General features: G+C 68.9%; 10 protein-coding genes. 1 reads left to right on the forward strand and 9 read right to left on the reverse strand.

Annotated elements, in window-relative coordinates:
• The 6 genes from H3C53_12270 to H3C53_12295 all read right to left on the reverse strand — a co-directional run.
• A partial coding sequence (locus H3C53_12270; GenBank protein MBW7917439.1) for a helix-turn-helix domain-containing protein occupies positions 1 to 500 on the reverse strand: 500 nt, incomplete at its 3' end.
• A 28-nt stretch (positions 501 to 528) separates the two neighbouring features.
• A complete protein-coding gene (locus H3C53_12275) occupies positions 529 to 1,410 on the reverse strand; it encodes an ABC transporter permease (GenBank protein MBW7917440.1) in 882 nt (293 codons plus the stop codon).
• Positions 1,407 to 2,369, reverse strand: a complete 963-nt coding sequence (locus H3C53_12280) for an ABC transporter permease (GenBank protein MBW7917441.1) — start codon at positions 2,367 to 2,369, stop codon at positions 1,407 to 1,409. The genes H3C53_12275 and H3C53_12280 overlap by 4 nt, the downstream gene beginning before the upstream one ends.
• Positions 2,370 to 2,421: 52 nt before the next feature.
• On the reverse strand, positions 2,422 to 4,053 hold the full coding sequence (locus H3C53_12285) for a hypothetical protein (GenBank protein ID MBW7917442.1): 1,632 nt from the start codon (positions 4,051 to 4,053) through the stop codon (positions 2,422 to 2,424).
• An 8-nt stretch (positions 4,054 to 4,061) separates the two neighbouring features.
• Positions 4,062 to 5,105: an aminopeptidase P family protein gene (locus H3C53_12290; GenBank protein MBW7917443.1), complete on the reverse strand. Its 1,044-nt coding sequence runs from the start codon at positions 5,103 to 5,105 to the stop codon at positions 4,062 to 4,064.
• Positions 5,093 to 6,259, reverse strand: a complete 1,167-nt coding sequence (locus H3C53_12295) for an aminopeptidase P family protein (protein ID MBW7917444.1) — start codon at positions 6,257 to 6,259, stop codon at positions 5,093 to 5,095. Before H3C53_12295 ends, H3C53_12290 begins: the two co-directional genes overlap by 13 nt.
• Positions 6,260 to 6,438: 179 nt before the next feature.
• Here H3C53_12295 and H3C53_12300 point away from each other — a divergent pair, with 179 nt between their 5' ends.
• Positions 6,439 to 7,902, forward strand: a complete 1,464-nt coding sequence (locus H3C53_12300; protein ID MBW7917445.1) for an aldo/keto reductase — start codon at positions 6,439 to 6,441, stop codon at positions 7,900 to 7,902.
• Between the two features lie 19 nt (positions 7,903 to 7,921).
• On the opposite strand, the gene H3C53_12305 is transcribed toward H3C53_12300, so the two are convergent.
• The 3 genes from H3C53_12305 to H3C53_12315 form a co-directional block, all read right to left on the reverse strand.
• On the reverse strand, positions 7,922 to 9,376 hold the full coding sequence (locus H3C53_12305) for a hypothetical protein (GenBank protein MBW7917446.1): 1,455 nt from the start codon (positions 9,374 to 9,376) through the stop codon (positions 7,922 to 7,924).
• Positions 9,373 to 10,860, reverse strand: coding sequence for an AAA family ATPase (locus tag H3C53_12310; GenBank protein ID MBW7917447.1), 1,488 nt, complete (start codon positions 10,858 to 10,860; stop codon positions 9,373 to 9,375). Before H3C53_12310 ends, H3C53_12305 begins: the two co-directional genes overlap by 4 nt.
• Before the next feature lie 385 nt (positions 10,861 to 11,245).
• Positions 11,246 to 12,253 carry a hypothetical protein gene (locus tag H3C53_12315; protein ID MBW7917448.1) on the reverse strand — a complete coding sequence of 336 codons (1,008 nt, stop codon included), beginning with the start codon at positions 12,251 to 12,253 and terminating at the stop codon, positions 11,246 to 11,248.
• Positions 12,254 to 12,479 lie beyond the last annotated feature (226 nt).

Consider the following 12,479-nt stretch of genomic DNA (forward strand, 5'->3'; position numbering starts at 1 on the left):
CCGAGGTTAGCGTAGCCATGCCGCAACGCGCTCGGGTAGTGCGCGGTGTCGCCCTCGCGCAGCTCGACGGCCACGGTGTCGACCCGCAGTTCGAGGGCGCCCGAAAGGACGTAGACGAGCTCCTCGCCGGCGTGCCCGACCTCGTTGACGTAGCTCGCGCCGGGCGCGAGCCGCATGATGACGGGTTGCAGGAGGCGGTGCAGGTCGTTCGACAAGAGGGTGATCTCCACGCCCGGGCCGGCGTTGGGGACCCGCGGCCCCGTGCCCGCGCGCACGACCTGGATGAGCGAGGTGGACGACGTGTCGGGGAGCACGTCGGACGCGCGCAGACCGAACACCGCCGCCAGCCGCTCGAGCCGTTCGGCGGAGATGCTCGTCTTGCCGTTCTCGAGCATCGAGACGAACGACCTGGACAGGCCGGCGAGGCTGGCCGTCTGGCTGACCGTGTACCCCTTGGCCTGCCGGAGCGCCCGGAGCCGGGCGCCGAGCTTCGACGTCAAGTACCTGCTCCTCTCAGTGACATCGGAATCACCTCCGGGGGTCGATGGCGTCGCGGAGGCCGTCGCCCATGAAGTTGATGGCGAGCACCGTCACGAATATGGCGACGCCGGGCGGCACCCAAAGCCACGGTTGCGACTGCAGGACGGTCATGCTGCGGGCGTCGGCGAGCATGTTCCCCCACGATGCAGTGGGCGGTTGCACGCCCAGGCCGAGGAACGAGAGCGCCGACTCGATGAGGATGGCCTCCGCCACTCCCAACGTGGCCTGCACGATGATGGGAGCCACCGCGTTGGGCACGAGGTGGCGCCCCATGATCCGGCCGGCGCCGGCACCCAGGGCGTGCGCCGCCTCCACGAAGTCCACGGCCCTTAGCTTCAGCACCTCGGCGCGCATCAGGCGGAACGTTGGCATCCAGCTCAGCAGCCCGATGACCGCCATCACGTTGAAGATGGACGGCTTGACGAAACTCGAGACGGTGAGGATGAGGAAGAGGGCGGGGAAGGTGCTGACGGCGTCGGCCGCGCGCGAGAGCACGGCGTCGGTCGCGCCGCCGCGGAAACCGGCGAGCACGCCGAGCAGCGAGCCGAGCACGATCGAGATGGTGGCGGAGATGAGGCCGATCGACAGGGAGATCCGGCCCCCGTAGATGAGTCGCGAGTGGACGTCGCGGCCGATGGCGTCGGTGCCCAGCAGGTGCTCGCTGCTCGGAGGCTCCTCGAAGGCGATGTTGCCGGAGGCGCTGACGGCAAGGTCGTAGGGGTCGTAGGGCGCCAGGAGCGGCGCGAGGACGGCGCATATCACGAGGAGGGCGAGGAGGGCGGCGCTGGCGACGGCCGGGCGGTGTGAAGCGAAGGCGCGTAAAGCCCTGGCTTCGGTGCCTCGCCGGACGGGCCGCGTCGCCGCCGTCATTGGTAGCGGATCCTCGGGTCGGCCAGACCGTAGGCGACGTCAGCGAGCAGGTTGCCGAGAAGCACCAACATGGCGGCGAAGAGGTTTATGCCCATCGCCACCGGGTAGTCGCGAGCGAACACCGAATCGACGAGGAGGCGACCCATGCCGGGCCAGGCGAAGACGACCTCCGTGACGACGGAGCCACTGAAGAACCGTGGCAACGCGACGCCCAGCAGGGTGATGATCGGGAGCCAGCTGTTGCGCAGGGCGTGGTTCAACAGCACGGCGCGGCTCGCGACGCCCTTCCCCTTGGCGGTCCGGACGTAATCCTGCTTGAGGGCCTCGCTCACGGCGGAGCGCACGTGGCGGACGAGCTCGGCGGTGCCGGTGAGCGCGAGGACGGCCACGGGGAGCACGAGGTGAGCGGCTCGGTCGAGGGCGAGGTCGAGCCCGCTCAGCTCGCGTTGGTACGTCTGCAGGCCCGAGGTGGGCAGCCAGCCGAGTTGGACGGCGAACACGTAGATGAGGGTGAGCGCGAAGAAGAAACTCGGCACCGAGATCCCCGCGAACGCGAAGGTGGTGGCGAGGTAGTCGACGAAGGAGTAGGGCCTAGCAGCCGAGACGACCCCGAGCACGATGGCGAGCACCGTCATGAGAGCGAGGGCAGTGCCCATGAGGAGAAGGGTGGGCCCCAAGCGCGAGAGGATCAACGCGCCGACGGGGGTTCCCGTCTTGATGGAGTAGCCGAGGTTGCCCGACGCGAGTTCCCGCAGCCAGCTGAGGTAGCGGACGGCCACCGGCTTGTCGAGCCCTAGTGCCCGCTCGGCGGCGGCCAGCTCGGCCGGCGGCACGCGCGGGTCGATGAACGTCTGGAGCGCGTTGCCGGGGGCCATGCTCATGATGACGTAGCTGAGGAACGTCACCAGCGCCAGGATCACGAGGGCCTGGAGCGAGCGGCGGGCTGCGAACGGGAGCATGGTCGTCGCCGGGTCGGGACGCGGCGTGACGCGCCCCGACCCGGACCTCAGGCTACTTCTCGACCCACCAACGTTCCGCGTTGGGGTTCACGCCGCGGATGTCGGGGCTGAAGCCGTGCAGCCGGGTACGGTGCGCGAAGAGGTCCTGCGGCTGGTAGAGGGGCACCCAGGGGAGTTGGTCGCGGGCGATGCGCCCGAACTCCTGGTACGGCGCCTCGCGGGCCGCGACGTCGAGCACGGTGCGGCCCTCGCGCAAGAGCACCTCGACCTCGGGATCCGTGTAGCCGGTGAAGTTGTAACCGTTGGGCGGGAACCCTTCGGCCACGAAGTACGAGAAGTACTCGTCCGGGTCGCGCTCCACGCCGAAGCCGAGGAGGAACATGTCGAAGTCGCCGGCCTCCACCGCGCGGGGGACGCCCTGGGCGTCCTTGGGCAGGAGGTGGGTGACGAGCGTGGCGAAGTCCATCGCCTGGAGCTCCAGCTCGATGCCGACTTGCTTCAGGTTCGCCTGGATGATCGGCGCGCTGCGCTCGCGGATCTGGTTGCCCGTGGGGAAGTAGAGCGTGAAGGAGAGCTTGCGGCCGTCCTTGGTGCGCACGCCGTCTTGCAGGCGCCAACCGGCCTCCTCGAGGAGCTCGGCGGCGCGCTCGACGTCGTAGACGATCGGCGCGACGTCCTGCGGGTAGGACCAGTGGTTGGTGGGGAGGATGGTGTCGAGGGCGCGCCCGTAGCCGCGCAGGAGCCCGTCGACGAGCGCCTGGCGGTTGATGGCGGCCGCGATGGCCTGCCTGACGGGGAGCTCCGCGAGGGCGGCGTTCCTGAGGTTGAAGCCGAGGTACTGGAAGCTGAGCGAGTCGACGGCGTCGAGCACGACGTCGGCGCGGCCCTCCACGCTCTTGACGCTGTTGATGGGCACCTGCGCCACGTCGACCTCGCCGGAGAGCAGGGCCGCCAGCATCGTGTCCTGATCGCCGAAGCGGATCAGGATGCGGTCGAGGCAGGGCCGGCCGGCGTAGTAGCCGTCGAACGCCTCGAGCGCGATCAGCTCGCCGGGGCGCCACTCGACGAAGCGGTAGGGGCCGGAGCCGAGGGGGTTGCGGTTGGTGGCGTCCTGCTGCCAGCGCGCGACGTCCACCTTCCCGTAGACGTGCTCGGGGAGGATGCGGATGCCGGCGAGGTTCGCCAGGGCGGGGGCGAACGGCTCGCTCATCGTGAGCTCCAGCGTCACGTCGTCGAGCACCCGGATGCCGGAGACGTCGGCGGCTTCGCCCGAGCGGTAGGCCTCGGCCCCCTCGATGATGGAGACGTCGGCGTACGAGCCGCCGTCGTAGGTCGGCTCCATCAGGGACCGGAGCGTGAACGCCGCGTCCTCGGCCGTGAGCGGCGCGCCGTCGTGCCAGGTGAGGCCCGGTCGCAGGGTGAACGTGATCTTCGTCTGGTCGTCGCTGAACGTCCACGACTCGGCCAGGTCGGGTTCGAACGCCAGGTCCGAGGTGGTGCGGATCAGGCTGGAGAAGACGAGCTCCTGTACGTTCGTGTCGTAGGTCGTCGGGAATATCAGGGGGTTGAGGTTGCCCGGCTCGCTCCACTGGGCGAGGGTCGCGGTGCCGCCAGTGGCGGGGCACTGCTGCGCCCACGCGAGGGGGATGAGGGCCAAGAGGACGATCCAGAGCTTGCGCACCATGCTTCTCCTTACGGTCGGGGCCAGGGGCTTAGGGGCACGAGGGCGTCGTCCGCGAGCGCGTACATGCGCTCCATGCGTATTCCGCCCCAACCTTCCACGTACAGGCCGGGTTCCAGGGTGAAGACGTGTCCGTTCTGCAGCTTCGCTTCTCCTCCCTCGACCAGTCGCGGCGCCTCGTGCACCTCGAGGCCCAGGCCGTGCCCGACGCCCTTGAGCGTCAGGTGCTCCAGCCCTGCCTCACGGTAGACGGCGCGGGCCGCCTCGTCCACGTCGCCGCCGCTAGCGCCCGGCACGGCGGCCGCCTCGGCGGCGGCGAGCGCACGCTCGGTGAGCGTCAGGTAGTCGGCCTGGCGCGGGTCGGGGGCGCCGAAGACGGTCGTCACCGTCACGTCGCCGCACCAGCCGCGCACCTTGGCCCCGGCGTCGACGAGGACGAGGTCGCCAGGGGCCAGGCGCCTGTCGGTCGGCGCGGCGTGAGGGTCCGCCGTGGCGGCGCCGAACGCAGCTATCACCGGGAACGCGAGCCCGTCTCCCTCGGCCAGGAGCCCTCGAGCCACGGCGGCAGCGAGTTCGCGTTCCGTGATTCCTGCTTCGAGGGCCTCCAGGACCTTGTCGATGGCTCGCCAGGTGAGGTCGCCCGCGGCCTTCAGGTCGGCGACCTCGTCCCGTGTCTTGAGTTCTCGCAGCGGCGCCAACAGGTCGTCCGCGGGGGTCAGCTCGCCGTTGAGCGCCAGTGCGAGCTCTTGCCACTCGGCCGCGAGGAGGTGGCGCGCCTGGGCGCCCACGCTACGCCGCCCTTCGCACAGCGCCGCCAGCGCTCCCGTCCACTCCTCGCGCTTGGGGTACTCGCTGACGGGGAGGCCCGTCTCGCTCGCGGCGCGGCGGGTGTAGCGGGGGTCCACCAGCAGGCGCGCGTCGCTTCGCGTGACGAGCAAGGTGCCGGCCGACCCGGAGAAGCCGGTCAGCAGCCGCAGGTCCGCCGGAGCGGTGACGAGCAAGGCGTCCAGGTCGGTGCCGCTCAGCGCCGCCTGCAGCCGGCTCAGACGAGCCATAGCTCCTCTTGACGCTCGCTCAGCCACCGCGCGCCCGCCTCCGTGACCACGACGTTCTCCTCGACGAGCATGGAGGGGGCGGGGGAGCGGAGGATCGTGGGCTCTATGGTGAAGACGTTGCCGGCCTCGATCTTGCCGAGAGGCGCGGAACCGTACCGCTCCCAACGGGGTCCGAGGAGCGTGCCGCCGTCGTGCACGTGCCGACCGATCTGGTGGCCGGTGGCGTGTGAGATCTCGGGGAAACCGTTGGCGAGGTGCACCTCTCGCGCGGCGGCGTCGACCTCCCACCCTTCGCGCCCAGGCGCGAGGGCCTCGAACGCCGCGCTGATGGCCTCGTACGCCGAGCGGAACGCGGCCGTCACCTCCGGTGGGGCCGCGGTCTCGCCGGGGGCGAGGAAGTACAAGGTGCGCGCCAGGTCGGAGTAGTAGCCGCGGTACGCGAGGCCGTGGTCGAGGATGAGCAGGTCGCCCGGCTCGATCCGGTCGTCGCCGGGCGCGCGGTGCGCCAGGCCGACCCGGTTGATGCAGACGAGGGGACCGTCGTGGCCGCCCATGTAGGGCTCGAGCCCCAGGTCGGCGGCGATGGCGAGCATCAGCGCCTGGACCTCGCGTTCGCTCATGCCCACGCGGAGTCGCGGCCGCAGGCGGGCGTAGAGCTCGCCGCTCCCGCGGATGGCGTGTTCGAGACGCTCGAGCTCTGCGGGGGTCTTCACACCGCGGACACGGGCGAGGAGAGGCTCGCTCGTGCGAAGGCCGGCGTGGGGCGCGGCGGTGGCGGCGAGAGCCGCCACCTTCAGGTACTGACCGTGCGTGAGCCCGTCGGAGAGGTGGTCGCTCTCGGAGTAGTTGAGCAGGATGGTGTGTGGGGCGAGCTCGCGCAGCCAGGTGGTCAGCGCGTCCGCGAACGAGCGCTCGTAGGCGCGGATCTCGTCGAAGACGCCTAGGCGCTCCACGTGCCCCTCGTCGTAGTTGGCGACGAGCGCGACGACGCCGGCCTCAGGATGGAGCATCATGGCGGCGTTGCCGCTCACGCCCGTGTCGAAGAGGAGGCCGGTGGCCGGGTCGCTCCCCTCGCGCGTGAGCGTCAGCCAGAGCGTGCCCGCCCCTAGCAGGGCGAGTGCCTGCCGCGATTTCTCCCTACCGAGGTCCGACATGAGCTGCGCCTCCGGGTCGTGGGTACCTGTGCGGGATTGTAAAGTCGACCGGGGAGCATGTCAACATATTGAACATAGTTCAATCATCGGAGGGAAGCCATGACCCGTGCCCCGCACCCAAGCCTGAACCGCCGCCCCGTGGCGCCAAGGACGCGAGCCTCTCAGCGGAGGCCGGTGGCGTGAGCGGCCGTGTCGAACGCACGCGCTTGGCGGCCGGGCTGGAGGTCTCGCGCGTCATCACCGGCCTGTGGCAGGTGGCCGACATGGAGCGTGGCGGCAAGGGCCTGGACCTGGCCGTCGCGGCCAGGGCGATGCAGAAGTACGTGGACGCCGGGTTGACCACCTTCGACATGGCGGATCACTACGGCTCCGCCGAGGACATCGCGGGTGTCTACGTCGACGAGCTGGGTGGCCGCGGTCGGGTGGAACTCCAGACGAAGTGGGTGCCCGAACCGGGCCCCATCACCAGGGAGGACGTCCGCGCCGCAGTGTCCCGCGCGCTGAGGCGCCTCAGGGTCGAGCGCGTGGACCTCATGCAGTTCCACACCTGGAGCTACTCGCACCCGGCCTGGCTCGACGCCCTCTCGTGGCTGCAGGAACTCGTGGAGGAAGGCGTGATCGGGGCGCTCGGCGTGACCAACTTCGACGCGGCGCACTTGCGCGTCGCCCTCGCCAGCGGCATCCGGGTGGTGAGCAACCAGGTGAGCTACTCACTCGTGGACCAGCGAGCGGCCGGAGCGCTGGCGCGGCTCTGCGCCGAGCACGAGGTCAAGATCCTCGCCTACGGCACGCTCGCCGGAGGGTTCTTGAGCGAGCGGTGGCTGGGCCGCCCGGACCCGCACCTCGCCGACGAGTTGACGTGGTCGCAGCTGAAGTACCGCCGCTTCATCGAGGAGGCGGGCGGGTGGGACGCCTTCCAGGCGCTCCTGCGGACGCTCGCCGCCGTGGCGGCCCGGACCGGCACCACCATCCCCAACCTCGCTTCGCGCTACATCCTAGATAGCCCCGGGGTGGCAGCAGTCATCATCGGTGCTCGCTTGGGCGAGAGCGAGCACATCGCCAGCACGCTCCAGCTCCTCGAGCTGAGAATCGACGCGGAGAGCCGTACGGAGATCGCCGCGGCGCTCGGCAAGCTGACGCGCATACCGGGCGACACCGGCGACGAGTACCGCAGGCCCCCATACCTGACCGCCTCGGGCGACCTCAGCCACCACGTGGCAGGTTTCCCGGCACCCTACGCTGTCAAGGAGGCGGCCGGCGGGCGCCGACGGGTGCTGAGCGGGACGCCGTGGGAGGCACTCGGAGGCTACGCTCGCGCGGTCAGGGTGGGAGACCGTGCCTGGGTGTCCGGCACCACGGCCACGCACGGCGACAAGGTCATCGGCGGCACCGACGCAGCGGCGCAGTTCCACTTCGCCGTCGACAAGCTCGCCGGCGCGCTGGAGTCACTCGGCGGCCGGCTCGAGGACGTGGTGCGCACCCGCGTGTTCGTCGCCGACCTCGCCGACTGGGAGGCCGTGGCCCGCGCGCACGGCGTCCGCTTCGGCGAGATCATGCCCGCCAACACCCTCGTGCGAGCCGAGCTGGTGGGGAGCGAGTACCTCGTCGAGGTGGAGGCGGAGGCGGTGCTTACCGGGGCGTGAGGTCGGTTCGGGGCCAGTCCTACGCGGCGCTCGAGCTTAGGACCCGCGACAGGGGCTCGGCGGCCTGCTCCACGCCGCCGCCCAGCGGCACCGCCAACAGCCCGACCTCGACGTTCCGAGGGCCGGTGCGAACGCGCGCAAGCGCCAGGGTGCGACCGTTCTCTGCCAGGCGCCGCCATTCGTCGACGGCGCACGGGTAGACGAGGAGTGTCACCACGCGCGGGGCGTCGAAGAGCGTCGAGTAGGCGAGGGCCTGCAGCAGGTCCGCCCTATGCTGTTCGCGGGTCCTGCCGCTAGTCTCGAACCAACCGAGGCGTTGGATCTCCTGGGCGTGCTGCTTGTACTTGGCGTCCAGCACCACCGCGATGTCGTCGCGCTGCATCACGACGTCCGGCACCACGGAACCTTGCGACCCTGCGAAGCGAGGCGACCAGTCGAGTGCCACTCGTGTCTGCTCCGCGCGGGCACTCCTAACGGTGGCACCCACGCGCCTGCCGACCCAGGCGGCGATGCTCTCGACCCACGCCTCGAAGAACACCTCCATGTCGAGGCGCCACGCCAAACCGGCGAGGTCGGAGAGACCGGCCAGGCCGCGTTCGTCGAGGGTCCAGTCGATCGCGTCGATGCCTTCTGCGAACACTCGGCCGCCGAACGGATGGTTGCGCCATGCCTGACGGGCGCGGAGGGTGGGGGGCTTAGGTGGCGAGCCGGCCAGGCGGGCGATGAGGCGCTCGGCGAGCCTCACCAGTTCGTTGACAACCCTGCCGGCGGCAGGCGCGGCCAGCAGGGCGTCGCGCTGACGGCGCACCGTCCAGTGGATGGCGGAGCGCAACTCCTCGTCGTCCCGCAGGTCAGGAAAGCGGCAGGGAACCTCTAGCATGCGGGCGCTCGTCACCTTCGTGAGCGCGTAACGCTGCCAGTCGACGGCGCCGCGCGGTGCCAGGCGGTCCTCCTCGACGGTGACGAAGCGCCGTGCGGTGGAGGCCAGTAGCTGTTCGAGGCGGTGGAGGACCACGGAGGCGAGAACCCAGGGGGGCACGTGGCGTTCAGACTGCGGCAGCTCGTCGATGGGGAGGAGCTCGGGTAGGACGCGGAATCCAGTGGTGGCCAGAAGATCGCCCACTCCGCTCCACTCGAAGCGCGGAGCGACGACCAGGCCGAAGTCGCTTCTTCCAGTCACGGGCGACCTGAGCGGTATGGCGCCGACGCGGGTGCCCGTATGGACACGCAAGCCCGGCTCGCCCCGTTGGCGGCCGACCTCGGCGCTAACCTGCATGTTCTCGAGCAGCCCGCGGTTGAGCCGTACCAGGTCTTCCGCGCGCTTCTCCGCGTTCGCCCTTGCGTCGGACCCGGTGCCGCCCAGCCAATCTCGAGCCGGGATGAAGTGACGAGTTGAATCGAGCAGGAGGCGAGTACCGCTCTCGACGCGCGCGGCTTGCCTGCGCTCGTAATGGCGCAGCGCTCGGCTTCTCAAACTGGGCTGTCTGCCAAGGCGTTGAGCCACGCCTGAACCTCGTCCGCGAAGGGAGCCACGTAACCCTGCGTTAGGTACTCCCGCAGGAGGGGGGCCACTTCCGTCTTGAGGCGGGTGCTGGCGTTCGCGTCGTCGGCCAGAAAGTAGGCGTGCCCTGGCATGAGGGCGAACGCATCGTCCGTGGCGTGGTCAAGGAAGATGGACAGGAGTTCGTGGAACGCCCGAGCCATCCTCTCTCCTCCGTTAGCCTCCACGACGGAAAGTTGCGGCCAGAGGGGCACGAACGCGAACCGGCGCCGAACGGCCAAATCGAGGATGGCGATGCTGCGATCCGCGCTGTTCATGGTGCCAAGCACGTGCAGGTTGGGAGGCAGGCGCAGCTCGCGACCGGTGTCCGGGAAGTCGTGAGCCATGGCAACCGCGCGGTCGTGGTGGCCAGGTTCGAAGAGGTAGATCGCCTCGCCCAGGACCTTGGCTAGGTCGGCGCGGTTCACCTCGTCGATCACCAGAAGGTACGGATCGTTGCTGGCGCTCGCAACCTTGGCGGCCTCCATGAGGTGGCCGGCCCGCGGTGCGAAGGTGAAGCCCATTGCGCCACCCTGCTCGGGCGCCAGCCCACCGATGAAACTCTCGTACGTCGTGCCCGGGTGGAACTGGATGATGCGCCCGTGCCCGCCGTATTTTCCCTGCAGAATCCGCGTTGCCATCTCGGTCTTGCCAGTGCCAGGAGGTCCTTCCAGCACCACGTACTTGCGGCGCGCTAGGAGGCCCAAGACGTCGTCATCGTTGGTATTGGGCAGCGTGGTGGCCATCCAGGCCCGACGGATACGTTCAGTATCCTGACGAGCAGCGGCCATGACGCCAATGCGGCGCTCTTCGAAGAAGAGATCGAGGAATGCCTTAAGGGCATCCTCAACGACGCCGTCGCTTTCCCCGCGTTCCTCTGGAGGGACAACCAGGCCGTACAGCACGTGACCGTAGCGCTCAGCCGCCTGGTTCCAATGCTCGAGCCGAGGTTCGACCGTTCGCGGAAGCCTAAGGTCGATGCGCACCGGGTCCTGTTTCGCCCAGGCGAACGGGGCCCCGCGTGACCGCAGCCATGCCGTGATTGCCCTTACCTTGCGAGCATGCCCCGGTCGACCAAGCACGTCTTCGTCCGGCGCGAGGCCATTTGTACCAACAACCATGCCGATCAACGCCGGCTGGCCCGCCTCTTTCGAGGGGAACAAAACGAAGCTCATTCCGCCGTACGGTCCTGAGCGCTCTTGGCGAGGAGCGATGAGAGCCGCGAAAGGAACGTCGCGGTCACCCGTTGACGCGTTGACGCGGAGTTGGAAGCGGTTGTTGGTGGTGGCTGCCGCTTCCGAAAGGTCGTCGGGGGAGACGCGCTGGTACCGGGCTGGCAGGGCCCCTGCGAATGCTAGGCGGGCAGATTCCTGCCAGTCGGCCAAGGGGGTGTAGATGAGGTCGACTAGGCTTTGCATGCTTGCCTCTTATGCTACGCCGTGGCTTCGTCGGGATAGTGCGCCTTCACGGTCGCAGCTCCAAAGCACGGGCAGTGTGCCCGACCAGGAAACGCACGAAATGACGAGCCCAATGTGCAAGTGCGCAAGCTGGCAATTGCAGGCATTTCATGTTGCGTAGCGGAAAGAGGCTGACGGCCCGCTGCGCCAGTTCGTAAGTCCAGCCTTTCGCGACGGCGCCCTGCGAACCACGTGAGTCTCCGACAGGAGGTCGCCAAGAACCCTGCGCTTCGTGCAGAGTGACGCCCACGCAGAGAACATGCAACGGGTCACCGTGAAAGGTGGCCCATTATTCGAGGGGTTCTTCCGCCGCGCACTCACTGCCAGCTTCGGCACGGCCTCACGCCTACTTTGGCAGCAACGCCCTAGCCTTGCTAGCCACGTTTCCGCCGGTGCTGCCAAGGAAGAACGGGGTCGGGCCCATGTAGCGGCCGTCCGCGGCGAAGACGAGCATCCCGGGCGACTCCTTCTCGGCGTAACCCCAGGCGACCACGGGGTCGTCAACGCCACCGACCTCGTAACGGATGAGCGTGATGCCCTCCGCCCAACCGGTGTCCGGCCAGACGTGCTCGGGTAAAGGGTAGATCCTCTTGCCTGTCGTCAGGTAGTCCAGGATCTCCGTTCCGGCCGCGCTCTCTCCGAAGGTGGCGACGAACTCCTCAAAGGTGCTGCGCGGACCGTAATCGTGGGTCGGCGTGCCGTAGAACCCTTCCGCCAACGATTCTCGCGCCGGCTCGAGTAGGTAGACACGGAAGTCGGGTCGCTGCTCGACGAGCTGGTTCAGTTCCCGCTGGAGGCTACCCTTGACCAGGTCTTTGCAGAACTCGCAGTAGCCATCTCCAACGAGGACGAGGACCGGATTGCCGGCGCCAAGCGCGACGGATGGGGAGCTTCGCGCCACGTCGCCCAACGATGGGAGGGCGACCGAGTTGGCGTCGACCGCGTCCCAGTCGCCCGCGTTCGCTCTGGCCATCTGGGCGTCCAGATCCAGCCACTGCTGGCGGTAACCAGGCCGCACCTTGTCGCGCACGGTCCCGGAACCATCGAGGAGGTAGACGTGCGTGAGGTTCGTGTCGAAGGCCTCGCGGAACTGACCATCGGCGTCGTAGACGATGGGCACGCCGTACTCTTCGCCCCAGGCCTCGACGTACTTCTTGAGGCTGCGCGTCTCCACCACCAGGACCTGCACGTTGGGGTACTTCTTGGTCCACGAACTGGTGATCTCGCCGATGGCGCTGCAAAGGTTGCAGTCCTTCACCTGGGCGAACACTATCGCGGTGGGCACGCCGCGGCGCACCATCTCGCCGGCGGTGGTGAGCACCTCGGGGATCTCGACCACCACCCCGGGGGTCACCCTGGCCCCTACCCGGTAGGCTTGAGCGTCTGCAATCGCGAGCGTTAGCAGAGTGCCGATTAGGGCGGCCAGCACCGATCTCCGTAGCCTCATGAGCGGTTCCGTTCCTGGTCGGGTGAGAGTTCGCCGGCTCCGACCTACGCGCCTTCAGACGTCGCACGCGTTGAAGTAGGGTAGGGAAGGGTCCCTAAACGGCCGCTCAACGATCTCTCGGCGGCGTTCGAAT

This window comes from Trueperaceae bacterium (genome assembly GCA_019454765.1).
In the GTDB taxonomy this organism is placed as follows: domain Bacteria; phylum Deinococcota; class Deinococci; order Deinococcales; family Trueperaceae; genus JAAYYF01.